General features: G+C 52.5%; 16 protein-coding genes. 13 read left to right on the top strand and 3 right to left on the bottom strand.

Annotation, left to right across the window (positions count from 1 at the left end; translation table 11 throughout):
* The first annotated feature begins 3 nt into the window (after window positions 1-3).
* Both addB and addA read left to right on the top strand, forming a co-directional pair.
* Entirely contained in the window at window positions 4-3,471 is a 3,468-nt protein-coding gene (gene addB / locus C508_RS0101485; protein WP_018701758.1) for a helicase-exonuclease AddAB subunit AddB, read from the top strand.
* Window positions 3,468-7,121 carry a helicase-exonuclease AddAB subunit AddA gene (gene addA, locus C508_RS0101490; protein ID WP_018701759.1) on the top strand — a complete coding sequence of 1,218 codons (3,654 nt, stop codon included), beginning with the start codon at window positions 3,468-3,470 and terminating at the stop codon, window positions 7,119-7,121. Before addB ends, addA begins: the two co-directional genes overlap by 4 nt.
* 277 nt (window positions 7,122-7,398) lie before the next feature.
* Here addA and C508_RS0101495 read toward each other — a convergent pair whose 3' ends face one another.
* Together C508_RS0101495 and C508_RS0101500 are read right to left on the bottom strand one after the other, a co-directional pair.
* Window positions 7,399-8,256, bottom strand: coding sequence for a UbiA-like polyprenyltransferase (locus C508_RS0101495; RefSeq protein WP_018701760.1), 858 nt, complete (start codon window positions 8,254-8,256; stop codon window positions 7,399-7,401).
* Between the two features lies 1 nt (window position 8,257).
* Complete coding sequence (locus C508_RS0101500) at window positions 8,258-8,986, bottom strand: ubiquinone/menaquinone biosynthesis methyltransferase (protein WP_018701761.1); 729 nt, start codon at window positions 8,984-8,986, stop codon at window positions 8,258-8,260.
* Window positions 8,987-9,245: 259 nt separating this feature from the next.
* Here C508_RS0101500 and C508_RS0101505 point away from each other — a divergent pair, with 259 nt between their 5' ends.
* From C508_RS0101505 to C508_RS0101545, 9 genes are all read left to right on the top strand, one after another.
* A complete protein-coding gene (locus C508_RS0101505; protein WP_169342514.1) occupies window positions 9,246-10,316 on the top strand; it encodes an FIST C-terminal domain-containing protein in 1,071 nt (356 codons plus the stop codon).
* Window positions 10,313-11,974: a bifunctional diguanylate cyclase/phosphohydrolase gene (locus C508_RS0101510; protein WP_018701763.1), complete on the top strand. Its 1,662-nt coding sequence runs from the start codon at window positions 10,313-10,315 to the stop codon at window positions 11,972-11,974. The genes C508_RS0101505 and C508_RS0101510 overlap by 4 nt, the downstream gene beginning before the upstream one ends.
* Window positions 11,975-12,065: 91 nt before the next feature.
* Complete coding sequence (locus tag C508_RS0101515; protein ID WP_018701764.1) at window positions 12,066-12,509, top strand: acyl-CoA thioesterase; 444 nt, start codon at window positions 12,066-12,068, stop codon at window positions 12,507-12,509.
* A complete protein-coding gene (locus C508_RS17540; RefSeq protein WP_018701765.1) occupies window positions 12,460-13,797 on the top strand; it encodes an MFS transporter in 1,338 nt (445 codons plus the stop codon). The genes C508_RS0101515 and C508_RS17540 overlap by 50 nt, the downstream gene beginning before the upstream one ends.
* An 87-nt stretch (window positions 13,798-13,884) precedes the next feature.
* Window positions 13,885-14,193 (top strand): DUF4405 domain-containing protein, encoded by a 309-nt coding sequence (locus tag C508_RS0101525; RefSeq protein WP_018701766.1) that lies wholly within the window; start codon window positions 13,885-13,887, stop codon window positions 14,191-14,193.
* Window positions 14,194-14,486: 293 nt separating this feature from the next.
* Entirely contained in the window at window positions 14,487-17,324 is a 2,838-nt protein-coding gene (locus C508_RS0101530) for an FAD-binding and (Fe-S)-binding domain-containing protein (protein ID WP_018701767.1), read from the top strand.
* Between the two features lie 314 nt (window positions 17,325-17,638).
* Window positions 17,639-19,021, top strand: a complete 1,383-nt coding sequence (locus C508_RS0101535; protein ID WP_245257954.1) for an amino acid permease — start codon at window positions 17,639-17,641, stop codon at window positions 19,019-19,021.
* 391 nt (window positions 19,022-19,412) lie between these two features.
* Window positions 19,413-20,264 (top strand): histidinol-phosphatase HisJ family protein, encoded by an 852-nt coding sequence (locus tag C508_RS0101540; RefSeq protein WP_018701769.1) that lies wholly within the window; start codon window positions 19,413-19,415, stop codon window positions 20,262-20,264.
* Between the two features lie 92 nt (window positions 20,265-20,356).
* Window positions 20,357-21,730: a DEAD/DEAH box helicase gene (locus C508_RS0101545; RefSeq protein WP_018701770.1), complete on the top strand. Its 1,374-nt coding sequence runs from the start codon at window positions 20,357-20,359 to the stop codon at window positions 21,728-21,730.
* 265 nt (window positions 21,731-21,995) lie between these two features.
* Here the strand turns inward: C508_RS0101545 and C508_RS0101550 are convergent, their stop codons facing one another.
* Window positions 21,996-22,502: a flavin reductase family protein gene (locus C508_RS0101550; protein WP_018701771.1), complete on the bottom strand. Its 507-nt coding sequence runs from the start codon at window positions 22,500-22,502 to the stop codon at window positions 21,996-21,998.
* A gap of 210 nt (window positions 22,503-22,712) precedes the next feature.
* Between C508_RS0101550 and C508_RS0101555 the strand changes: the two genes are divergently transcribed.
* Together C508_RS0101555 and C508_RS19275 are read left to right on the top strand one after the other, a co-directional pair.
* Window positions 22,713-23,168, top strand: coding sequence for a response regulator (locus C508_RS0101555; RefSeq protein WP_018701772.1), 456 nt, complete (start codon window positions 22,713-22,715; stop codon window positions 23,166-23,168).
* Window positions 23,165-25,030, top strand: coding sequence for an HD domain-containing phosphohydrolase (locus C508_RS19275; protein ID WP_018701773.1), 1,866 nt, complete (start codon window positions 23,165-23,167; stop codon window positions 25,028-25,030). Before C508_RS0101555 ends, C508_RS19275 begins: the two co-directional genes overlap by 4 nt.
* Window positions 25,031-25,179 lie beyond the last annotated feature (149 nt).

Below are 25,179 nucleotides of genomic sequence, written 5' to 3' on the forward strand. Positions count from 1 at the left end.
TGCATGAAGCTAAGAGTGGTTATGGGGCGCGCCGGGAGCGGAAAGACCCATTTGTGCTTGGAAGAGATACGCCGCAAGCTACTGGCTCAGCCGGAGGGAGCGCCCTTAGTGCTGCTGCTGCCGGAACACGCCACGTATCAGGTGGAGCGGGAACTGGCGGCGACGCCGGGCTTGCAGGGATTTATTCGCGCTCATGTGTTGGGCTTCCGGCGTTTGTCCTATCGGGTGTTGCAGGAAACCGGCGGCGCGGCGCGGCCTCAATTGGATGAGCTGGGGAAAACGCTGCTGGTCACGCGCCTGTTGCGGCAACTGGAGCCGCAGCTGCGTTCCTTCGGGCGGGCGGCGAGGCAGCGCGGCTTTGCCATGCAGGCTATGGGACTTTTGGAAGAATGCAAAACCTATCGCCTGCCGCCGGAAGCCTTGCAGACAGCGGCCCGGACGGAACAGCGGCAAGGACGCTCTTTGCTGGCGGACAAACTACATGACTTGGCGCTTCTTTATACGGAGTTTTCGCAGTCCTTGCAGGAACGCTATCATGATGCGCAAGACCGCATGACGATGTTGGCGGAACGGGCCCAAGAGTCGGCGCTGCTGCGAGGCTGCGAGGTTTGGGTTGATGGCTTTGCCTGGTTCAATCCGCAGGAGCTGGCAGTCTTGGGCGCGATTTTGCCGCTAGCCGCAGAGGTGACCGTAACACTGTGCCTTGACGGCGCGGAACTTGCGCGATATGAAGCGGAAACGTCCTTGTTTCACAGGCAATGGCGGACGAGGGAAGATTTGCGGCGTTTGGCAGCGCAGTTGGGCGCCCAGTATGAAGAAGTCAATCTGGAAAAACAATGGCGTTTTGACAGCGGCGCATTGCAGCATTTAGAAGAGCGTTTTTTCCGCTTTCCTGTGCGCTCCTTGCCGGAAGCGCCTCAGGGCGTAGTTCTTGTAGAAGCGGCGAATGGGCGCGCCGCGGCGGCGGGCATTGCTAGAGACATGCTGCGCTTGGTGCGCGAAGAGGGCTGGCGTTGGCGCGATATAGCCGTGCTGGTGCGTGACGAAGAGTATCGGGATTGGCTGGAGGCCGCGTTAACGGATTACGGCATTCCTTACTTTAGCGACCAGCCCAGGCAGGCGCAGCATCACCCTTTGGCGGAGCTTATTCGTTCCGCCCTGGAAGTCGTTATGGGAAATTGGGGTTATGAGGCTATTTTCCGTTGCCTGAAAACAGATTTTTTTCCGTTAGAGCGAGCTGCAGTGGATAAATTGGAAAACTATGTCTTGTGCTTTGGCTTGCGCGGCCGCCGCTGGACGCAAGAGGAGCCTTGGCGTTATTGGCGGCGTCTGGCTTTGGCGGAGGAGGACGAAGGCTTGGATGAAGCAAGTCAAGAAGAATTGGCTTGTCTCGATAACTGGCGGCGTCAAGCGGCGCAACCGCTGGCGGAGCTGGAAATGTCTCTGGGCCGGGCCTCTACCGTGCGAGCCCAGGCAACGGCTTTGTTCCAGTTTTTGGAGCGCTTGGAAGCGCCTCTGCGTTTAGAAGAATGGGCGCAGCGAGCCGAGGAGCTGCAAGAACTGGATGAAGCGCTGGAACACAGACAGTTTTGGGGGCAGACGGTGGCTTTGTTAGAACAACTAGTGGAGGTTCTAGGGGATGAATCTCTGCCGCCGGAGGAGTTTGCGGCTCTTTTGCAGGAAGGGCTGGAAGCTATGACTCTTAGTCTGGTGCCTCCCGGTTTGGACCATGTAGTGCTGGCGACGCTGGGCAATACAAGTCTGGCCAACGTGAAGGCCGTATATCTTCCCGGCGTCAACGAAGGCGCTCTGCCTAGGAGAGCCAGGGAAGAGGGGCTTTTGAGCGACAGCGAGCGGCGGGCGTTGCGCGGCGCCGGGCTGGAGCTCGCGCCGGGAGCGCAGGCGGATATGCTCGGAGAGCGATTTTTAGTATATACGGCGTTGAGTCGTTCTTGCCGTTATTTATGGCTCAGTTACGCTTTGGCTGATGCAGAGGGGAAAAGTCAAGCGCCTTCCTTGATTGTACGCCGCCTGCGCGAATTGTGGCCGCAGCTGCCGCTGCAAAGCTTGCCGCTGGATATTCCGGCAGGCGAGGAGGCTGCTTATGCAGTACAGCCGGAACAAGCCTTGGCGGCTTTGCCGGGCGTGCTGCGGCGCTATCGGGAAAGCGGCGAATTAGCGCCGCTTTGGCGGGAAGTGTATAATTGGGGGCTTCGCTGCCGCCCAGAGGAGTTGCGGCGCTATTTGACAGGCTTATTCCATGATAATCGCGAACGGCTGCTGCCGCCGGAATTAGCGCAGCGTCTGTTTTTGCGCGGTCAGCGCCTCAGCGGCAGCGTGACGCGCTTTGAGGCCTTTCAAGCCTGCCCGTTTCGGCATTTCGCGCGCTATGGCTTAGGCTTGCGGCAACGTTCCGTCTTTCGCTTGGCGGCGCCCGATTTGGGGCAGTTTCTGCATGCGTCCTTGAAAGAATATGGTGAACGCTTAGCGGCCAAAGGGCAAAGCTGGGCGGACCCGGGAGACGACGAGCGCGTGGCTTTGTGTGAAGAAGTAGTGAATGCGTTGGCGCCGAGGCTGCAAAATGAAATTTTGCTCAGTTCCGGCCAGCACAGGCACCTGCTGCGCCGCTTAGGACGCACGGTGCGCCGAGCGGCGAAACAATTGAGCGATTTTGCGGCGGCCGGCAGTTTTAAGACTTGCTGGCTGGAGCAGTGCTTTGGCCGTGGCGAGCAGGCGCTGCCGCCATTGACGTTTCATTTGCCCGGAGGGCAGCGTTTGGATATTTCCGGGCAGATTGACCGGGTAGATAGCGCCGAGCAAGATGGCCTTCGCTATTTGCTTGTGATTGACTATAAGTCCGGCAAGGCGGGACTGAATCTCGATCAGATTTACTATGGACTGCGCCTGCAGCTTCTGACCTACTTGCTGGTGGCGCTCGAAGCCGGCCGCAGCGTATTTGGCCAGGAATGTCTGCCTGCAGGGATGCTGTACTATTTCTTGCAGGATCCGGCCGTGAGCGGCGAGGGGCCGAAAAGCGAAGCGGAAATTGAAGCGGAAGTGGCTAAAAAATTGAAACTGCCCGGCTGGACGCTGCAGGAACCCCAGGTGTCCCGGCTGCTGGATTCGTCGATTGAGGGCAGCTGGTCTAAGTTTTTATCCATATCCTTAAAAAAAGACGGCGACTATCATCCGACCTGTTTGCGTCAAGTGCGCTCGGCGGAACAGTTTGGGGCGTTATTGCTGCATGCGCGCAAGGTATTGCAGGAAACTGGTGAGGCTATTTTAGAGGGTCAGGTGACGCCGGCGCCCTATGAGCTGGAAGGGCAGAGTCCGTGCCTGTGGTGCGAGTATCGCAGCGTTTGTCAGTTTGACAAAGCCATTGAAGGCCAAGCTTGCCGTTTGCTGAAAAAAATGAAGGAAGATGAAGTATGGCTGCGCTTGCTGCCAACAGGAAGGGAGAATCAAGCATGAGCTGGTCAGAGAGACAGCGCCGGGCGATTGAAGCGAGGCGTAAAAATTTGCTGGTTTCGGCGGCGGCTGGCTCCGGCAAGACCGCGGTGCTGGTGGAACGAGTCATTCAGCGCATGCTGGATGTCGCAGACCCTTTGGATATCGACAGACTGTTAGTCGTTACCTTTACCAATGCGGCGGCCTTGGAAATGAGAGAGCGCATTGCCGCGGCGCTGGGGAAAGAGCTGAGCCGTCAGGATTTGCCGACAGACAGGCTGGAACGTCTGGAACGGCAGTTGGCGTTGTTAGGCTCGGCTTCTATTTCGACCATTCATTCTTTTTGTCAGTCTGTAGTGCGGCAGCATTTTCACCAATTGGATTTGGATCCGCGTTTTCGCGTGGCTTCGCAGGCGGAGGCGGATTTGCTGCGCCGCGATGTTCTGGAAGAGGTGCTAGAAAAACGCTATGCTGCAGATGATCCGGCAATGTTCCTGTTGGCGGATTGCTATGGCGGCGAGCGGGATGATGCGGAGCTGGGCGCGATGATTGTGGAGCTCTACGAGTTTTCACGCTCGCTTCCAGAACCGGAGCTCTGGCTGCAAGGCTGTCTGGATGTATTTGCGCCGCCGGAGCTAGTTTCCTTTGATGAACTGCCGCAGGCCAAACTGTTGCTGCGCCAGGCGAAACTGCGCCTGGGAACACTGGCTGTGGCGGCTGCGGACTTGCTGGAATTGGCGGAATTGGCTGGCGAAAAAGAAGTGCAACTGGCGCAGGAGTATGCGGCAGTTATTGCCGAGCTGCAGGCAGCTTCCACTTGGAGCGAGCTGGAGCGCGCCTGCAGGCAAGGCGAAAAAACCGCCTATACCCGCCTGAGCGGCGGCAAAAAAGATCCTGCCGGGCAAGAGGCGCGGGACGCGTTTAAGCAGGAGCGGGATCAGTTGAAAAAGCAGCTGGAAAAAGTCTATGTCTTAGTTGATCGGCCCGGGGAGGAGCTTTTAGAGGACTTGCGTCACTGCCAGCCGTTAATGGCGGCGCTGGTGGCGGTGACCTTGGAGTTTGCCTCCGCCTTTCGCGAAGCGAAGGCTAGTCGTAATTTGCTGGATTTCGGAGATTTGGAACATTTTTGTTTGGCGGTTTTGCGCGACGGCGAGGGCCCTTCGGCGGCGGCGCTGGACTTGCAAGAACGCTTTCAGGAAGTGATGGTCGACGAATATCAGGATACGAACGGCGTGCAGGAAGCCATTTTGCAATGTCTGTGTCCGGTAGCGAGCGGCCGGCTGTTTTTAGTAGGCGATGTGAAGCAAAGCATTTACCGTTTTCGCCTGGCGGAGCCGGAGTTGTTTCGCGAAAAATATGAAAGCTATCCAGCGTTGGGCGAGGGCTATGAACGAATTGATCTGGCGCAAAATTTTCGCAGCCGCGCCAACGTGCTGGCAGGGGTCAATTATCTTTTTCGACAGTTGATGGAACCGCAGGTGGCGGAGCTAGCGTATGGGGAAGCTGAATTTCTGCGGCCGGGGCTGCCGTATCCTCCTTGCGAAGGGAAAAGTTTGGACGGACCGAATGAGCTTTGGCTGCTGGAGGAGACAGGGCAAGAGGCGACAGAAAGCGAAGAGGACGGCGCGGGTGAAGAACTGCCGGAAGGCTTTGCTGCCGAAGCGGCTCTGATTGCCAGACGCTTGCAAAAGCTGCATGAAGAGCAAGTGCAGGTATATGATAAGGGGCTGGGCGGTTATCGGGCGTTGGCTTGGCGGGATGTAGTAGTGTTGTTGCGTTCCGTGCGGGCTAAGGGACCGGTGCTGCTGGAGGCATTGCGCGAAGCAGGTATTCCTGCGTACGCGGATGTGGATGAAGGATATTTCCGAGAGATCGAAGTAGAGGTGCTGTTGGCTGCCTTGGCGGTAGTGGACAACCCTCGTCAAGATATTCCCTTGGCTGCGTTTTTGCGGTCCCCCTTAGTGGGCTGTAAAGCGGAAGAGTTGGCCGAAATTCGTCTTGCTGGCGCCGAGCGAAGCGATTTGTGGGATGCGGTAACGGTTTTCGCGGAGTTGGAAACAGAAGCAGGCCATAAAGCGGCGCGCGCCCAGGAGCTTTTGGAAGGCTGGCGTCGGTTGGCGCGGCGGCGAGGCGTGCCGGAGCTGCTTTTGCGCATGTACCGCGATACGGGGTATTACGAGTACGTAGGCGGCTTGCCTGGGGGCGCGCTGCGGCAAGCCAACCTGCGCGCTCTTTATGATCGGGCGCGGCAGTTTGAGAACACCCATTATCGAGGCCTTTTCCGCTTTTTGCGTTTTGTGGAGGATCTGCGCGAAGGCGGCGCTGATATGGCGGTGGCTCGAATTTTGGGGGAGCAAGAAAATGTTGTGCGGGTTATGACCATCCACAAAAGCAAAGGGCTCGAGTTTCCGGTAGTGGTTGTGGCCGATGCGGGCAAGCAGTTTAACCTGCAGGACTTGAAAAAGCCGGTTCTTTTTCATAAAACTCAGGGGTTGGGGCCGCAAGTTATTGATGTAAAGACGCGTTACCGTTACCCTGGCGCGGCTCGTAAGGCCGTAGCTCATTGCTTGGAAATGGAGACGAAAGCCGAAGAGTTGCGTGTCTTATATGTGGCTCTTACGCGGGCGCGGGAAAAATTGATTTTAACGGGACGCCTCAAGCACGCAGACAAGGCGGCCGCCAACTGGTGCCGGCAAAGCTGTCGCAGGGAAGAGTTGCTGCCAGCCGGCTTGATTGCTGAAGCCAAAGGCTATTTGGACTGGCTGGGGCCGGCTTTAGTGCGGCACCAAGCTGCCGGAGATTTGCGTCGTTTGGGTGGTGCGCCCCAAGACGAATGCCTGTTACCGGACGAAAGCCTTTGGGGGATTCATATTTGTCCGCCTGCAGCGGCGGAGGCTGCTGGTGAGGCGGCCTTGCCTGACGATTGGTCTTGTTTAGAAGAAGGCCAGCCGTTGCCTGGCGGCGAAGAGGCTCGAACCGCAGCCTGCCTGGAGTGGCAATATCCTTGGCAGGATACGGTCGGCAAGGCGGCTAAGCTGTCGGTAACGGAAATAAAGCGCCGTTTTGCCGATGTAGACGAAAGCGCTCGCCCTTGGCCGGCGCGGTCTGGTTCGGTATATGACCGGCCGATTTTTTTGCAGGCGCAGCAAGGGCCGAAGGGCGGCGAATACGGTGTCTGGATGCATACGGTGATGCAGCATTTGCCGCTAGAGGGCAGGCTGAATGAGGAACAGGTGCAGTCTGTTTTGGAAGAATTAGTTGCCAAGGAAGTGCTGCTGCCGGAGCAGGCGTCAGCCTTGGAAGCATCGAAAATTGCCGCCTTTTTGGCTTCCTCCCTGGGAAGCCGCTTGCTGGCGTCCGCGCAAGTTCGACGGGAGGTTCCTTTTAGCGTTCTGTTGCCGGCGGAAGAATTTTATCCTGAAGTGGCCGGTCAGGAAGAAACTGTCTTTGTGCAAGGCGTGGCGGACTTGTTGTTTAAAGAAGGCGACGCTTGGATTTTGGTAGACTATAAAAGTGATCGAGGTTTGTCGCCGGCAGAATTGGCAAGCCGCTATCGTTTGCAGTTGGAGCTCTACGCCCGAGCCTTGGGCGGCATTCTGCGGCAGCCTGTCAAAGAGTGCTGGCTGTACTCCTTCGCACTGGGGGAAACCATTCTTTTAGAGAATGAGGATTGAACAAGAGTCGCGAGAGGGTATGCAGGAGGGGGCGAAATTTAACAAGAGTAGAGTGAGTAGAGAGAGGGTGCGCAGGCGGCGGTTACTATATTTGAGAATTTTATTAAAACAAGACAGTCAGGCGTAATAATCTGATATAGCAAAAACAGAGTCCGTGAAAGATTGCTTTCATGGACTCTGTTTTTTAAAAGTCATTAAATTATAAAACCCGTAATCCTCGGTCGTACCCTCCGATTACTCCCTCTACTCTTGTTCAAATGCCGTGGTCTCGTGCCTCTCACGTTCCCCGGGTCAGCACGTCGAGGAGCACGCCGGCGAAGAAGAGCAGGCTTAAAAGGCTATTGCAGTGAAAAAAGGCTACCTGACTGCGGGACAGATCCGCCGGACTTACCAGGTGGTGCTGCCACCAAAGCGGAAAAGCGGCGGCGCCAAGGGCCGCCCAGTACCAGGGACCCAGCGCTAAAAGCCAGCCGGTAATTACGAAAAAACTGGCGGCGAAGACATGGAAAAAGGCGGCCAGGCGCAGTGAGTGAGCGAGGCCAAAGCGGGCGGGAATAGAGTACAGTCCGGCTTGACGGTCAAATTCCATATCGCTGCAGGCGTAGATGATATCAAAACCGGCTACCCAGAAGAGGACGCCACCCCACAAAGAAAGAGCGGGCGTGCTGAGCGTGTCAGCGATAGCGGCCCAAGCGCAAAGAGGCGCTAGGCCCAATGTACCGCCGAGAAAGAGATGGCATAGCCAGGTGAAACGCTTCGTGTAGGAGTAGAAGGTAAGACAAAAGACGACTGGCAGCAGCAATTTTACAGCCAGCGAGCTGAGTTGAAATGCAGCCAGAGCCAAGAGCAGCAGGGAAAGGATCGTGTAGAGGGACACCGCACCAAGGCTTAAGCGTTTTTGCGGTAGAGCGCGATCAGCGGTACGGGGGTTGGCGGCGTCGATGCGCCGATCCGCTAAGCGGTTAAAGGACATGGCGGCGGTACGCGCGCCCGCCATGGCGATGGTAATCCAAAAAAGATCATGAAGCGAAGGGATACGCTGGGCGGTTAACAACGCGCCCGCATAGGCGAAAGGCAACGCGAATAAAGTGTGTTTAAACTTAATCATTTCCAGAAAAATGCGCAATGTCTGCATATCAAACCTCGCTTTTAACGGCTGTAACAATGGAGACGATGCCGTTTGTTAAATTTTTCCCTGAAATAGTTGCAGCGCCCAGCTGGTCCAGAATTTGAGAAATTGCTTCGCCCGAAGGAAGGGTATGAAGCGATTCCGGCAGCCAGCGCTGAAAGGTGACGGGAAGGCCAAGGTATAAGCTTCCTGCCAGGGGCAGTACATGCTCAAAATAAAAATGAAATAGCGGCGTCAGAAAAGTATCCGAGGGTTGAGAAAGTTCTAGCAGCAGTAGTTTGCCTCCGGGACGAAGTACGCGGAGCATTTCTCGTAGCGCCTGTTCCGTACCGGCGACACTGTACAAGCCAAAGGCGATGGAGACGCCATCAAAGGAAGCGTCGCCAAACGGCAGGTGCAGTACATTGCCATGAACCCAGGAAACTTGGCGGCAGCGAGGATGATAGCGGAGATTTGCTTCCGCTTCGCGCAGCATGTTGGCGGAAAAGTCCAACCCGGTAATACGGCCTATTTCGTCGCAATGACGTAGCAATTCTTGCGTCAGGCGTCCAGTGCCGCAGCAGACATCCAACAGTTTTGCCTGCGGCGGGAAGTCGGCTTGTTCCACCGCTTTGCGTCGCCAATATTGATCGTGAAAAAAGCTGATCATGCGGTTAAGGCAGTTGTAGCGAGGAGCGATGGACTGGAAAATGGCATGCATTTTTTCTTCTTTGCGGTAAAAATGAAAGCATTGCATAGCAAATCCCTCCTGCTTGTGATGTCGGAAAAAATCCGACATATATTGGAACTGACTACTGGAACGTAATGACAAATGAAAAGCTATCTTTTATAATATAGGGAAATAAACTCTGTAAAAAGAGCTGTATTGGGCAGCATCTTTTATAGATTCAACGAAGCGTTCCTGAAGACGGAGTTATTCTATTAGTCTCAGCATACACGAAACAGGCTTTTTTTTGCAAGCGGCAACACCTGTTGGAAAGGAGCCGGCCATGGGCATGCAAGGTTGGTTGTCCGGTTCGCACGGCGATGCGTGGGTAGCGCAGCTGGAGCGTATCGAATGGAAAGAAAATGAACTATTGCTGCTCTTAGCAGCGTCTGCTTCACGGGCTGCGTTGCCGGCGGTATGGCAATGGGCCCGTGACAAAGGCGTGGCTTTAGCGGGTTCTTTATTTCCTGCTCTCATTCAAGGAGAGCGCGTTGCCAAGGAAGGGGCCTGCTGGCTGAGGCTGTCTCTGGCTGCACCGCTTTTGCCGTTGTATCCTAAACAAGAGGAGCCGCCTTGGCGGCATGACGTGCAAAATACGACTGCTTTTTTGCTGTTTAATTGCCAGCGCGGCGAAACAGAGCATTTACTGGACGTTTTATACGATTATCTGGGGCATTCGATTCGCTGCATTGGTGCTGTGGGTGAATGCGACTTGCCGAAAACAGATACTGGTTTGTTTACGCAGGATGGGTGGTGCGAGGCTGTCGGCTTGGCCGTATTTGCCACCTGTGGACTTCAGACTTCACGCGGTTATGGCTTTAGTAGTCTGCCTGATGTATTGGTCGTGACCAAGGCGGAGAAAAATCGTATTTTGGAGCTGAATTGGCAGACAGCGCAGGCCGCTTACCAGGGAGTGTTGGCGGCGCATGGCCTAGCATTGGATGATTTTGGTCATTATCCGCTGGGCATTGTGCGTGAAGAAAGCGTAGATTTGGTACGCAGCATTGTAGAAATGACAGAAGACGGCGGCTTGATTTGCGCTGGTGAAGTGCCGGAAAATGCCGTTCTTAGCGTGCTTGTCGCCGAGGAAGAGGCTATGGCGGCCTCGGCGGCTGCCGCTGCGGAAGAAGTTGAAGTTACTGCGGCGCAAGGGGCCTTGATCGTAAATTGTTATGCCAGAGCGCAACTGGAAGGACCCATATTTACAAAAGAACTTTCGGCCATTCGGCAAAATCTGCAACGGCGAAATCCGAAACTGGATGCTCTTTACGGAGTATTGAGCTATGGGGAAATTGTCTTGCCGTCAGACGGAATCTTGGAATTATGCAATAAAACCGTTGTTATTGGAGTGATGGTATGAAGCCGGTACAAGGGCTCCAGATGGTGAGGGAATTAGCGGTTTTGTATGAATTGTCTCTGGCAGTAGGCCGGACGTTGGAATTGGAGGATAATTGCGCCCGGTTTCTGCAGGTATTATTGCGGCGGAAGGCCTTTCGGTACGGAGCGGTCTGGTTGAACGACGGAGAGCAGGAACGGGCTCGCTTGATTTACGGGTATCCAAATTATTATGTGGAAAATGTGATGGGTGTTTTGCCTGCGCCTGCTAAAGCTTGCATAGACAATGGTGAAGGCTTGGTAATTACAGCGCAGATGCCTGGCTTTGATGAATTGGTGCAGGAACGGCAGATCGACGGCGGTTGTTATTTCTTGTATCCTTTGGGGAAATTGGGAGTGCTTAAGCTCTACAGCGCTCAGGAAGCGCTGGCGGAGAATGAAACGCTACAGCGCATGCTGACGCAAGTGATGCAAAAATTTGCTGTATCTCTTGAGGCTTGCCTGCTTTTTGAACGGCTGCGCGAGGAGGCGGAAGAGCGCCGTCAAGCAGAGGAAGAAGTGCGTTCTTTCAATAATCAATTAGAACAGCGTGTGGCCAAACGGACGGCGCAGCTATTGGAGGCTAACGCCAAGCTGCGTCAGGAAATCACAGAGCGCAAGCGCGTGGAAGAACAATTGCGCATTTATAGCGAAAAAGATGCCTTAACCGGTTTGGCCAATCGTTCTCGTTTTGAGCGATTGCGTCAGGAATTGGAGGAAATGACCCAAGGGACTTTAGGGGTTTTAGCTATTGATGTCAACGATTTGAAGCTGGTTAACGATCTGGAAGGCCACGAGGCGGGGGATGAGTTGTTGCGCCGAGTTAGCGGCGTATTACAAGATGCCTTTGGTGAGGCGGAAGTGTTAGCGCGTGTTGGCGGCGATGAATTTATAGCGTTGTATTGTGATGAACCGGAAGAGTTGATGAAGCAGAAAGCGGAAATACTTGCCCAAAAAGCCAAGGCAGCGCGTGTTTCTTTGTCGGTGGGCTGGTCTTGGGGTGATTTGTCTCAGACGGTCAGTCAGAGCTTGCTGCAGGCTGCGGACAGTGCTATGTATGCGGAAAAATACAAATTTACGTCGCAGTATGATCAGGGCGGGCTGGCCAGACTGCGGCGCATGCTGGAGGTTGGCAGCCGTTGGACAGGACCTCATGTACAGCGGCTGGAGGGGATTTTAGTTCGCTTTGGTCGTTACCTGCAGCTTTCGGACAGTGAAGAATCATTGCGTTTGCTAGCGATGTTTCACGATGTAGGGACGCTGCTGCTGCCGGAGGTACTGGTAAACAAGGACGCTGTATATACGCCGGAAGAACGTGCTTTGATGGAAAGTCATGCGGAAAAGGGGGCTCAGCTGGCGCAGATGATGCCGGAATTAGCTCCGTTAGCAAACCTTATCTTGCATCATCATGAACGGTGGGACGGAGCCGGGTATCCGGGCAAGCTGCAAAGGGAAGAAATTCCCTATCTCAGCAGGGTGCTGGCTGTGGCGGATGCGTATGAATCTATGACCGGGACGCGCGTGCATCGGGAGCCGTTAAATCGGGCGCAGGCCTTGGCGGAGTTAGAACGTTGCTCCGGCAGCCAATTTGATCCGCATGTGGTAAAGGCGTTTCAGGAGATGCTGTCTTTTGATGAAGGATAATGTAGCCTGCTTGTCATTTTTTGTATTTTGTATTACACTCTAAACAAGTGAAAATTCAAAAAAATTATTTGATAAGCAGGGGGAAAAACAGATGGCAATAAAGAAATTTGAGACTCACCATTTGGTGACCGGAGCTGATACCAATCATCATGGCACATTGTTTGCCGGCCGCGGCGCTGCGTGGTTCGTGGAAGCCGGCTTTGTCGCCGCCGCCAGCATGACTTGTACGGCGGAGACTGTATGCGCTACAGTACATGGCATGGTCTTTAATCGTCCGGTAAAAAAAGGAAGCATTCTGCGTTTTGACAGCCGGGTCGTGTATACCGGTCGTTCCAGCTTAGTCGTATATGTCGATGTGGTAACCGCCGACAAGGAAGAGTTTGTAGTTGACGGCTTTTTGACCTTTATTCATGTCGATGAAACCGGCCATTCGGCGCCGCACGGCATTGTGGTGGAGCCGGAGACTGAGGAAGAAAAGGAGCTCTATGAACGGGCCAGTAAACTCACAAGACCGCAAAATCGCAGCGGTCATTAATAAACAGTTTCGCCAGTTGCTTAGGCAAGGGCGCCTCTTAGGACGCGCTCTTGCCTACCCTAACTTCCGTTTGTTTTTTTGCGGCCAAGGGCTGTCTTTATTGGGTACGTGGGTGCAAAGCATTGCTATGAGCTGGCTGGTGTATCGCCTGACTGGTTCTGGCTTGCTATTGGGTTTGGTAAGTTTTTCCGGACAGATTCCTAGCTTGCTTTTTTCGCCATTTATCGGCGTCTGGGTGGATCGCCTGCCGCGAAGGCAGGTGCTTGTTGCCACCCAGGCGCTTTCTTTATTGCAGGCGCTTATATTGGCTTGGTTGGTTTGGACAGGAACCGCGGAAATTTGGCATTTGTTGGCGCTGAGCTTGCTCTTGGGCTGCATCAATGCGGCTGATATGCCGGCGCGGCAGGCCTTGGTCGTGGAGTTAGTGGAAGCGCGTGAAGATCGGGGGAACGCCATTGCTTTAAACTCCGTCATGTTCAATGCGACCCGTTTAGTGGGGCCGGCGTTGGGAGGGCTTTTAATTCCCCTGGTTGGCGAAGCGGTCTGCTTTGCGTTGAACGCGGTAAGCTATCTTTTTTCTCTAGTTTCCTTGCTGGTGTTGCAGCTGGCTGCAGCAGAGAAAGAAACGGAGAAAAAAAGCTGGCGCCGAGGTTTTTGGGACGGTTGGAATTATACCTTCGGGCATCCGCCTATTCGCCAATTGTTGCAGCTTTTGGCGTTGATGAGCCTTTCCGCTATGCCGTATACTGTGCTTTTGCCGGTGCTGGCAGTACGTTATTTTGGCGGTGGTGCGCCGCTGTTGGGAACGCTAATGGCTATGGCCGGAGCCGGCTCGTTATGCGGAGCGCTTATTTTGGCTTTTCGCCGCAGTATCGTCGGGTTGGAGCGCTGGGTTGGCGCGGCGGCTCTTTTGGCGGCTTTGAGCCTGCTGTCGCTTTCTGTAGGCGTGCCTGTGGAGGTAGCAAGCGTGCTGCTGTTTGCTTTAGGAGTGGGTCTGCTTTTTTTGATCGTCGGCGTCAATACCTTGTTGCAGCATATGGTTCCAGATCGTTTGCGGGGACGGGTTATGGGATTTTACAACATGTCTTTTTTGGGTTTAGTTCCTCTAGGCGGTATTGCCGCAGGGCAGGGGGCGGACTTGTTTGGCGTTTTGGCTATGCTCCAATATTGCGGTTGGGCATGCTTAGTTGGGGCAATTCTTTTTCTGCGGCAATTACCTTCCTTTCAAGGCAAGGCTTGTCAGATTTATCAAGACTCCGGTCACTTGGGGCCAGATGAAAAATGTTGAGGATGGACAAACTGTAATTAGCCTGTCACGAAGTTGTCACAGTCATTGTCTATACTAGATACAAGAGCAAAAGAAAGGGTGTTGAGAATGAATTTGGAAAGACTGCGGCCGACAGTGACTTTATTGGCGTTAAGTCTTTTTGTAATTTCCTTAGTGACAGGATTGGTTTTGTGGCTCGTGCCTGGTCGTGGAGCTTTTTTGGGCCTGTCCAAGGGGATTTATAAGGACGTTCATATTTACTTAAGTCTGGGAGTGACTGTCATCGTCGTAATCCATGGCTGGCTGAATCGCCAGGCTTTAAGCCGATACTTAGGTTTAAGTCGGGCTGCTTGTTGGCAAGCTGGCGCGGTAACGGCGCTGCTGTTGGCGGCTGTAGTTGGGATGAAATCGTTTTAAAAAGCCGCGCAAGCGGCTTTTTCTATATAGCATAACTTATAAAACGAACCGCGAACTACACGAAAAACGCGAAAGGGGAGTTCAAGAGCTTATGACTTTCCCTTTTTTTCTTCTCCTGCGTACCCTCTCGCGACTCCGGTTCTCTTGTTCAATATTTTCACTGTTCTGTGTTCCGTTTTTTGCTAAGGACCGCGCAAGCGGTTTTTTTATTTGGCAGGAAAGCTTGAAATTTTGCAGAATATATCTTTAAGAATCATTTTTCTTAAAAAATCTCTACAAAGGCGGTGCGGAGAATGAATTTACCAGAACAGTATCAACAGTTTTATGCTAAGATCCGCAGCACCATCCCGGAAGGCCGTATTTTTACGGATCCGGTGCGGACCCTGGCTTATGGCACTGATGCCAGCTTTTATCGTTTGATTCCTAAAATCGTGGTAAAAGTGAGGACCGTGCCGGAAGTTATCGCGGTCATTCATGCAGCTCATTTGCACAAAGTACCTCTTACGTTTCGAGCGGCAGGAACCAGCTTGTCCGGGCAGGCAGTGACCGATTCGGTTTTGGTCATGCTCACCGGCGCCTGGGGGCGCTACGAAATCTTGGAAAATGGCGAAAAAATCGTGTTGGAGCCGGGGATTATCGGTGCAGAGGCCAACATGTATCTCAAACCGTTTGATCGTAAGATCGGCCCGGACCCGGCTTCGATCAACGCGGCCATGATCGGCGGCATTGCCGCCAATAACGCCAGCGGCATGTGCTGCGGCACCAGCGACAATAGCTATAAGACGGTTGCGTCTATGAAGATTATTTTTCCAGATGGCACGCTTCTTGATACCGGCGACGAAGCTTCTAAAAACGCTTTTCGTCAAAGCCATAAAGAATTGTTGGCGGAAATTGAGCTGCTTCGGGATGAAATTGCCGCGCAGCCGGAGCTGGTAGAGCGCATTCGTCATAAATTCAAAATCAAGAATACTACCGGCTACAGCCTTAATGCGTTTGTAGACTATCAAGACGTCTTTGATATTTTGAATCACCTCTTTATCGGCTCTGAAGGAACCTTGGGCTTTATTGCGGAAATCACCTATCGCACGGTAGTGGAGCAGGAGCACAAGGCATCGGCAATGATTTTCTTCCCCGATATTGGTACGGCTTGTCAAGGGGTCATGCGCCTTTACAGGCCGTTGGTGTCGGCTACGGAGATGGTGGATCGCATCGGCTTGCGTTCTGTGGAGGACGAGCCGGGTATGCCGGCGTACCTCAAGGAATTTGGGGAAGAGGTAACCGCCATTTTGGTGGAAGTGCGAGCCAACGATCATGAAGAGCTGCATCGCTGTATTGACGGCGTTAAAGAACGGCTGGAAGGCATCCCGACAGTGATGCCTATTGAGTTTACCACCGTGAAAGCGGAGTATGAGCGTTATTGGGACATCCGTAAAAATGTATTCCCCGCTGTAGGCAATGTGCGACCAGCGGGCACGACGGTGCTGATTGAAGATGTAGCTTTCCCGCTGGAACATTTGGCGGAAGCTACTCTCGACTTGCGGCGCGCAATGGACAAGCATGGTTATCACGAGGGCATTATTTACGGACATGCGTTGGACGGCAATCTGCACTTTGTTTTTTCTCAGGATTTTTCCAATGAAACGGAAATCAAGCGTTATGCAGATTTGATGGACGATGTGGCGGAATTGGTGGTGCATCGCTATAACGGTTCGTTGAAGGCGGAGCATGGCACAGGCCGGAATATGGCGCCGTATGTGGAAATGGAATGGGGCCGTCAAGCATACCAATTTATGCGACGCATTAAAACGCTTTTTGATCCCGAAGGACTGATTAACCCGGATGTAATCATCACTGATAAAGCCAACTTGCATTTGGAAAACATCAAACCGGCTGTGGTGGCGCATCCTCTCATCGATAAATGTATTGAATGCGGCTATTGCGAAAGCAATTGTCCGTCCCGCAACTTGACAGTTACGCCGCGGCAACGCATTGTACTGCAACGGGAAATCGCGCGGCTGCAGCAAAGCGGCCAGAATCCGCAGCGTTTGGCGGAACTGCTGAAGGGCTATGAGTACTTTGGAGATAAAACCTGTGCTACGGACGGTTTGTGTCAGCTTCCTTGTCCGGTGAAGATCAATACCGGCGATCACACCAAGCATTGGCGGGCGCAGCATATGAGCCAGGACGGCCGGCGTATCGCCGAATTTGTGGCGGGTCATTTTGCAGGGATTACCTCGACTGCTCGTGTTGCCTTGGGATTGGCTAATTTTGCTCATTCTCTGCTGGGAACCAATGCCATGAACAGCCTTTCCAAAATGGCGCATACCATCTCCGGCGGCGCATCGCCGCAATGGACGCCTTGGATGCCTAAAGGCGCGGTTCTGGCGAAGCCGAAGCTCAAGCCGGAAAAGGCGCAGTATCAAGTCGTCTATTTCCCAAGCTGTCTGGGACGCAGCATGGGACCGGCCAAAGAGGATCGAGACGCTCGTTCTTTGACCGAGGCCATGGTATCGGTGCTGGAAAAAGCAGGCTATGCAGTGATTTATCCGTCCGATATGGATGAGCTTTGCTGCGGCATGCCCTTTGAAAGTAAAGGCTTGCCTGAGATTGGCGATCGCATGGCCGCCAAACTGGAGAAAAAACTGCTTAAAGCCAGTAAGAACGGGGAGATCCCGGTCTTGTGCGACACAAGCCCCTGCGTATATCGGATGCGCCGAGTGTTTAAGAGTGAATTGAAGCTCTATGAGCCGGCGGAATTTATTCACGACTTCCTGCTGGATAAACTGGAATTTACGCAGCTTCCGGAAACCGTAGCCGCTCACGTTACCTGCAGTTCGATTAAAATGGGCATACAGGATAAATTTATCGCTGTAGCGCAGAAATGCGCGGCGAAAGTGGTGCGGCCGCCTAAAATTAAATGCTGCGGCTTTGCGGGGGACGCCGGTTTTGAAACGCCGGAGTTGAATGCATCTGCGCTGGAAGGAATTAAAGAAGCGCTGCCCCCGGAAACCACTTCCGGCTATTCCAACAGCCGTACCTGTGAGATTGGTCTTTCCAGCGCCAGCGGCTTAAGTTATCAATCGGTGGCGTATTTAGTAGATCGGGCGACGAAAGCCAAGGGGAACGCGTAAGAACTTGTAATAAAGACCGAGGGGTCTTTAGCGAATGTGAGAGACATCTAACTGAGATTTTTGGGCGCAAAAGCCCCTGCAGGCCACAAAATGGCTTGTAGGGGCTTTTGGAGTTTAATTGAGCTTTTTGGTGGAAAATAGAGAAAAACAGAAATAACCAATTGATAACATGCTGCAAATGCGATTGGCTCTGAAAATACATAGAAAAACAGCTAAAAATGCTGAAAAAATGCAGCAAAAGTATTTACAAGCAGGTCGGATTCTTTTATGATAAAGCAAGTGCATTGCAAAAAGACAACAAAGGAGGAAAAGGCATGCAACAGGAACGTACGATGGTCCGCGGCTTGAAAAGCCGTCATTTGCAAATGATTGCCCTAGGAGGCATCATTGGCAGCGGTTATTTTTTGGGAACAGGATATGTCCTGAGTAAGGCGGGGCCGGCTGCCATTTTCTCCTATTTACTAGGCGGCTTTATTGTGCTGGCGGTGATGTTTTGCCTGGGCGAGCTGGCTGTAGCTAGACCGGTAGCCAGTTCCTTCGTCACCTATGCCAAAGAATATATTTCTCCGTCTTGGGCTTGCGGCGTTGGCTGGTGTTATTGGCTGACCTGGGTAACCTATGTGCCTTCGGAAATGATTGCCGGCGGTATTATTATGAACAACTTTTTTCCGGATATCAGCACCATGTGGTGGGCGGTGCTTTTTGGACTTTTGATTACTTTTATCAATTTGTCTTATGTTAAAACTTTCGGGGAACTGGAATTCTGGCTGGCCTTGATTAAGGTGGCGGCGTTGGTGTTGTTTGTGGTCTTGGGAGGATTGATTTTTCTTGGCCTTGTGGGAAGTGAAGGCTTTTTGGGCTCGTCCGTGCTTCTTGCCAGCGGCGGTGTAGCGCCGAATGGCTATTGGGCGGTCTTTTTGACGATGGTCATTATTTTGGTGAATTTCCAAGGCTCGGAGATAATCGGCTTGGCTGCCGGCGAGAGCCGGGATCCGGCGAAAAGCATTCCGATGGCGATTAAAAATATTGTTTGGCGCATTTTGTCGTTGTACATTATTCCATTGGGTTTACTCGTTACCATTTATCCTTGGGATAAGGCCAGCTTGGAAGAAAGCGTTTTTGCCGCCGCGCTGTCGGCGTATGATCTGGAATGGGCGGGGGCGCTGTTTTCCTTTGTGGTACTGACGGCGGCCATTTCCTGTTCTAATTCCGGCTTATACGGCTGCAGCCGCGCCTTGTACGCATTGGCGCGCGAAGGTATGGCGCCTTCGTGGCTGGGCCGCTTGAGCGAAAAAGGCGTGCCGCAGAATGCGACAGTGATGTCGGTTATGGCTTGCTGGATTGGAGTGGTGGCTTACTCTTTAGATACCAGTGAAACCATTTACACGTATTTATTGGCGTTATCCGGGTTTTCCGGCGCTGTAGCTTGGATATCCATCTGCTGGAGTCAGTTGAATTTCCGAAATCGCTTGCAAGCGGCTGGGGAAGAGCAGAGCTTGCGTTTTAAAGTCCCGCTGTTTCCGTATGTTACCTACTTCGGCATTTGGGTGCAGGTAGGCTGTTTGCTGGTGATGGCGTTGGTAGACGAATTGCGTAACGCCTTATTTATTGGAGTTCCCTTTTTGATTGTGCCAATTCTTTGGTATAAGGCTCGCCGATTGTGGTGCCGGACGCCGGCGCTGGAGGGCAACGACTAAATAAAATAGAAGACACAAGAGGGCCGGCATAACGCCGGTTCTCTTTCTTTTTTACTATATAAATCAAGGCCTAGGAGCTTCTGTATAATTCGCCTCCTGCTTTTGCATCCTGCGGACCGTCTTGCTCCCCAAAAGTCTCAAATTCAGTCACTGACACCGTAGTCCTTTGCCTAGCCCTCCCTTTATTCCCTAGACCCCGTTAAAAACTGTACCTGTTCTTCTCCTGCGTATCCTCTCGTGACTCAGATTCTCCTGTTCAATCCAACCTCCGATGGCTCCGCCCACTACTCCCTTTACTCCTGTTCAATTCCCATTTAAGCAGGAGATTGTCGTAAAACAGGCGAAACATAAAATGTTGTTATACCCGAGATACGGCGAGGAGGAATGGACAATGCGTATTGATTACCACATGCATTTTGAATATGGAAGCTATGATTTGGAATGGGTAAAAGGATTTTTCGAGCATGCCGCTAAGAGGGGCATTGATGAGATTGGCATTTCCGAGCATAGCCATACCTTTGTGGAGTTTCAGCCTCTTTATGAGCAGGACTTGATTTTGGACGACTCGGAAATCGGCCGCTTTCAAAAGGAATGGCTGAAAAAAGGCAAGTTTCGCTATCGGCTTGAAGAGTATCTGACTTTTATGGATCAACTCAAAGCGCTGGGCTATCCCGTGAAAACCGGCATTGAGGTTTGCAATTTTAGCGATCAGGCCCAAGTAGCCAATGTGCTGGCGCCCTATAAGTTTGATTATGTGATTGGTTCAGTGCACTTTTTGGAAGGCTGGGGCTATGATTTTTCGGCGTTGCTGAACGTGTGGGACACGAAGAATCTGGAAGACTTGTACCGGCAGTATGTAGAGGCGATTAAGAATCTGGCGGCTTCCGGCTTATATGATGTGCTGGGTCATCCTTTCAACATTCGCTTGTTCAAGCATTTACCTGATTTCAATGCGCTGCCCTATGTGAAACAGGCTGTAGCGGCGCTGAAGGCGGCGGATATGGCGGCGGATATCAATACCGGGACGCTGTATCGGTACCCTATTGAAGAAATTTCGCCGTATCCGGATTTTCTGAAAGAAGCGCGGGCGCAGGGACTGCCGGTCATTTTGTCATCTGATGCGCATCAGCCCGAAGACTGCGGGCGTTATATCGCAGAAGCCGCCGCCTATGCTCAGTCGGTAGGCTATGATCAAATTGCCGTCTTTGCTAAGCGGCAACGGACTTTGCAGCCGTTAAGTTAAAAAGAAAATATGTTCGAAAATACTTTTCATCCGGACTCTTGCATATTATAATGAAACATAGAAAAGGATTTGCAGGAGAAAGGAGGGGCGGCATGGTGCGGATTTGTGTAGACCAGGGGATAAAAGTATCTGGCATACGACAGTTTCCGGCTCTCATGGAAGCGGTGCTGCGTGACTTGACCTTGGCTAACCCTGAGTACCAGGCAGCGAAAAGACATGGCTACTCTGTCTGGGGCAAGCCTAAGGATATTCATCTATATAAATGGCGCGGTCAGACCTTGACGCTGCCTCGGGGCTATGCGCGGACGCTGCGCTACCACTTGGGGCGGCAGCAGGTGGAAGCCAGCTGGGATAATCGTACTTGTTTAAAAGAGCCGGTGGCGTTTCAATCCGGCATCTGCCTGCGGCCATATCAAGAAGGCGCCGTGACGGCCCTTTTGCAAGGACGCCAAGGAGGAGTGGTGGCCCCTTGCGGTTCGGGTAAGACCATTATTATGCTGGAGGCGATGGCGCGGATTGGCCAACCGGCATTGTGGGTGACCCATACAAAAGAACTTTTGAACCAGACGCGGCAGCGCGCGGTAGAATGTTTGGGACTCGCGGAGGAGCAAATCGGTGAAATTGCCGAGGGCAAGGTTGCTTTGGGTTCTCATCTGACCTTGGCCTTGGTGCAGACCTTGGCGAAGGCGGACTTGCAGCCGTTGGAAAAGGCTTTTGGGGCGGTCTTTGTCGACGAGGCGCATCATTTAGCTGCTGGCAGTTTCTATCGTACCGTAGGTCGCTTTGCCGCCCTGTATCGTCTTTGGGCCAGCGCAACGCCGCAACGAGAGGACGGCTTAACTCCCATGATTGTAGCGGCAGGAGGGCCGGTACTGCATGTGATTGGCCGTTGTGAAACTGGCACTCTCTCTCCGCAACTGGTTGTGGTGGAAACGGAATTTGAGCTGGCGGATGATTTTATGGAAGACGACCGTTTGCAGTACGCCAAAGCGCTCTCGTATTTGACCGCCAATAATGAACGGAATCGTTTGATTGTCGATACGCTGCGCCGCGAAGCGCCGGGCCATTTCAGCCTGGTTCTTTCCGAGCGCAAGGAGCATTTGCGTCAACTGGCGTTGTGGCTGCAAGAGGCCTTGCCGGAGTTGACGGTAGAAGTATTGACGGCGGATTTAAAAAAAAGCCAGCGCCAAGAAATTATGGAGCGTGCCCAGGCGCGGCAGGTAGATATTCTTTTAGCTACGCAGTTAGCTCGGGAAGGGTTGGATTTGACGCATTTAGACCGCTTGTTTTTAGCCACTCCCAAGCGGGCGGCGGCTGCGGTGGAGCAGGAAGTGGGGCGCATTATGCGCCCCTCGGCTGGGAAAAAAGACGCTATCGTGTTCGACTTCTGGGACAGTCGCAGTCGTTTGTTTCGCAGTCAATTTTGGAAACGACGCCAGGTGTACCGCAACATCGGCGTACGATGAAGAGGATTTGAACAAGAGAACCAGAGTGACCGGAGGGTACGCAAGAGAAGAACAGGTACGGGTTTCAACAGGAGTAGAGGGAGTAGAGTGAGGGCTACAGCCGAAGTCGCTAAATGGAAGGGGCTCAAAAACTACTGGTACTATAAAAAAAGGAGGCCAAATTGGCCTTCCTTTTTTTATAGTTTTATACTCTTGTTTCAATATATAGTATTTCGTAATCCTCCGTCGTACCCTCCATTTACTCTTGTTCGTAAACTGGTCGTTCTTATTTTTCCGTTTGGTAGCAGGCGACGATTTCGCCATAGTACAAGGTGTGGTAGTCGCCGCTGGCGTAGCAGGAATGCTGCAGCATGGCAGCCAGGGCGTCTTGGTCCATATCTTGGCGGTAGACAACCTTGCATTCGTATTGGATGCAGTTACCGGCAATAACCGGCGTAGCAATTTTTTGTCCCGGCAATGCAGTCAGGCCAGCTGCGGCTAGTTTATCCATATCTCGTCCGGATTTGCTGCCGCATAGGGCTAAAGCTTCTTTTAGCTGGTCATCCAGCGGCAGGGTGACGGTAAATTCTTTAGCGGCGTCGATCATGCCGTGAGTATGCCGGGAAGGACGTACCATAACGAGAAACATGGGCTTGCGCCAGAGGAAAGAGACGCTGCCCCAGCCGATTGTCATCGTATTGACTTTCCCTTGGCTCTGCGTCGTCAGGAAAGCCCCCTTTTGCAAAATCTCCAATGCTTGTGAAGCGGGAATGTGAAAATCCAATGGTTTCATAGTCATTAGACCCCTTTCAATAAATGCTTCTTGGCAAAACCAATGCTTAAAGTATTCGCTCTTTTTTGTTGCCTTCCTCTTGTTTTGCAGCAGGGTTTTTTTAAGTGTGAAGCGAAATGAGCAAATATTTAGGAATACTAGTAAGAGCAGAGGGTTCTAGAGCACGCGTATTGATTCGCAGAAAATGCAGTTGAGCTGGAGGGATGGGGCATGGGACAGGATCCATTCATTTTATTAGTCGAGGATAATCCGGACGATGAACTGCTGACGCAACGGGCTTTTCGAAAGAATAATATTTTAAATCGCATCGAGGTGGTACGTGACGGTGCGGAAGCGTTAGATTTTTTACTAGCCAAAGGTAGTTATGCACAGCGGGATCCCTTTCATGTGCCGCAGATTATTTTGTTGGATTTAAAATTGCCGAAGGTGGATGGCTTGGAAGTGTTGCGCTGCATTCGGGAAACCGAGGCTACGCGGTTGTTGCCTGTGATTGTGCTGACCTCCTCTAAAGAGGAGCAGGATTTGGCCAGTTGCTACGCGTTAGGAGCCAACAGCTACATACGCAAGCCGGTTGACTTTAATCAATTCATTTTGGCGGTGCAACAGTTAGGGTTATATTGGCTGGTGCTTAATGAACAGCCGCCGCTGAGGAGGGACGGGGTATGAATGAAAAAAAGCTGGCCGTTCTCATCGTGGAAGACAATGAAGATGATGCACTGCTTTTAATCCGGGAACTTCGCCGTGGGGGCTATGAGCCGGATGCCTTGCGGGTGGAAACGCGGGAGGAAATGCAAGAGGCTTTGCAGCAGCGAAATTGGGAAGTAATTTTATCAGACTACTCTTTGCCTGGTTTTAGCGGCGTAGAGGCGTTGGAAGTTCTCCAAGCCTCCGGTCAGGATATACCTTTTTTGATCCAGTCCGGCGCCATCGGCGAAGAAGCGGCAGTGGAATTGATGCGGGCCGGAGCGCATGATTTTATTCCTAAGGGCAAGATGCTGCGGTTGCTGCCGGCGTTAGAACGTGAGTTGGGAGATGTGGCTGCAAGGCGGCAGCGTCGGGAAGCGGAGCAACAGCTAAAAGAAAAGGAACGATTGATTACTTCTACTCTTGATGCGATGCGCCTATATATTGCTGTGTTGGATGAAAACGGGCGCGTCATATATGGCAACAAGGCTTGGTATCGCCGGTCGCGCATGGTATATAATCTGAAAGCCAAAGAAGTTCTTGGCATTGATTTTGTGGAGTTTATTCAGCAGCGTGCGGGAGAAAGAAAGCGCAAATGGGCGGTCGCTTTAAGTCATGGCATTCGCAGCATTCTCGAAGGCGATGAAGAGGCTTTTTCTATGGAGCTTCCCTTTGATAACGGCGACGAAACAATGCAGTGGTTTCGGGTGGAGGCCAATCGTTTTGCCGATGAGGGACCCTTGCGGATTGTAGTGTCGTATGAGGATATTACGTCGCGCAAGCAAATGGAAGAGCATCTAAACTATTTAAGCATGTATGATATGGTGACCGGCTTCCATAATCGTCTTTATTTTGAAACGGTGCTGCAGAACTATGCGCAAAATCACTATGCGCCAGTGGGCATTCTTACTTGCGATATTGACGGCATGAAGCTGGTCAACGATACGTTGGGCATTGAAGTCGGCGATGTTTTATTAATGCAGACGGCGGAACTCATTCGCCAGGTTATGCCGGAAGAAGCCTTGGTGCATCGCATTGGCGGTAATGAGTTTGCAGTGGTCTTTGCCAATACGACGCGCGAAGAAATCAGCCATTATGCGCGGCAATTACAGCAGCGCATCAGTTGGTATAATGAGCATGAAGCTGAAGAGAAAAGCCGCGGCGTTTCCTTGAGCGTGTCAATAGGCTTTGCTTTAGACGGGCGCGGCGGTGAAGACGGCGTGCTGCAATGCTACAAAGAAGCGGAAAATCATATGTATCGCGAAAAACTGCATAGCGGGCGCAGTGCGAAGAGCGCCATCGTGCAGACGGTAATGAAGCTGCTGGAAGCGAGAGACTATATTACCGAAGGACATGCGGATCGGATGCAGGAATGGGCGGAAGCCATGGGGCGTTCTCTAGGCTTGGCGGAAAGCCGCTTAGTGGACTTGCGACTCTTGGCCAAATTCCATGATATCGGCAAAGTGGGCATTCCGGACCGTATCTTATTCAAACCGGGGCGTCTGGATGATGAAGAATTCTTTTTAATGAAGGAACATCCTGCGATTGGTCATCGTATTGCCCAAGTGGCGCCGGATCTGAATCCGATTGCGGAAAGCATTTTGCGGCATCACGAATGGTGGGATGGAAGCGGATACCCCATCGGATTAAAAGGGGAAGAAATTCCGCTGGAATGCCGGATCTTGGCAATTGTGGACGCCTACGACGCCATGCGCAGCGATCGTCCTTATCGCAAGGCCTTGAGCGAAGAAGCGGCGCTGCAGGAGTTGCGGGACTATAGCGGCCGTCAGTTCGATCCCATGCTGGTAGAGCTTTTCCTGCGCTTGAAACAGAAACGGAAATAAGGGACGAGGAACAAACAAGAGAACCGGAGTGACCGGAGGGCCCGCAAGCGGAATGTGGATTTTGAGCTCTTAAATCATAAAAGGAACTGCGTTTAACTTCAATCAGTTAGACGCAGTTCCTTTTTGGTAAATGTAGCAAACAAGAGTTT

The organism is Anaeromusa acidaminophila DSM 3853 (genome assembly GCF_000374545.1).
GTDB lineage: Bacteria > Bacillota > Negativicutes > Anaeromusales > Anaeromusaceae > Anaeromusa > Anaeromusa acidaminophila.

Excerpts from the sequence above, each read along its gene's own strand:
- C508_RS0101510 (WP_018701763.1), top strand. The coding sequence starts at position 10,313 with ATGAAGCCGGTACAAGGGCTCCAGATGGTGAGGGAATTAGCGGTTTTG.
- C508_RS19275 (WP_018701773.1), top strand. The coding sequence starts at position 23,165 with ATGAATGAAAAAAAGCTGGCCGTTCTCATCGTGGAAGACAATGAAGAT.
- C508_RS0101515 (WP_018701764.1), top strand. The coding sequence starts at position 12,066 with ATGGCAATAAAGAAATTTGAGACTCACCATTTGGTGACCGGAGCTGAT.
- C508_RS0101495 (WP_018701760.1), bottom strand. The coding sequence starts at position 8,256 with ATGCAGACATTGCGCATTTTTCTGGAAATGATTAAGTTTAAACACACT.
- C508_RS0101505 (WP_169342514.1), top strand. The coding sequence starts at position 9,246 with ATGCAAGGTTGGTTGTCCGGTTCGCACGGCGATGCGTGGGTAGCGCAG.
- C508_RS0101555 (WP_018701772.1), top strand. The coding sequence starts at position 22,713 with ATGGGACAGGATCCATTCATTTTATTAGTCGAGGATAATCCGGACGAT.
- C508_RS0101545 (WP_018701770.1), top strand. The coding sequence starts at position 20,357 with ATGGTGCGGATTTGTGTAGACCAGGGGATAAAAGTATCTGGCATACGA.
- addB (WP_018701758.1), top strand. The coding sequence starts at position 4 with ATGAAGCTAAGAGTGGTTATGGGGCGCGCCGGGAGCGGAAAGACCCAT.
- C508_RS0101500 (WP_018701761.1), bottom strand. The coding sequence starts at position 8,986 with ATGCAATGCTTTCATTTTTACCGCAAAGAAGAAAAAATGCATGCCATT.
- C508_RS0101550 (WP_018701771.1), bottom strand. The coding sequence starts at position 22,502 with ATGAAACCATTGGATTTTCACATTCCCGCTTCACAAGCATTGGAGATT.
- C508_RS0101540 (WP_018701769.1), top strand. The coding sequence starts at position 19,413 with ATGCGTATTGATTACCACATGCATTTTGAATATGGAAGCTATGATTTG.
- C508_RS0101530 (WP_018701767.1), top strand. The coding sequence starts at position 14,487 with ATGAATTTACCAGAACAGTATCAACAGTTTTATGCTAAGATCCGCAGC.
- addA (WP_018701759.1), top strand. The coding sequence starts at position 3,468 with ATGAGCTGGTCAGAGAGACAGCGCCGGGCGATTGAAGCGAGGCGTAAA.
- C508_RS0101535 (WP_245257954.1), top strand. The coding sequence starts at position 17,639 with ATGCAACAGGAACGTACGATGGTCCGCGGCTTGAAAAGCCGTCATTTG.
- C508_RS17540 (WP_018701765.1), top strand. The coding sequence starts at position 12,460 with ATGAACGGGCCAGTAAACTCACAAGACCGCAAAATCGCAGCGGTCATT.
- C508_RS0101525 (WP_018701766.1), top strand. The coding sequence starts at position 13,885 with ATGAATTTGGAAAGACTGCGGCCGACAGTGACTTTATTGGCGTTAAGT.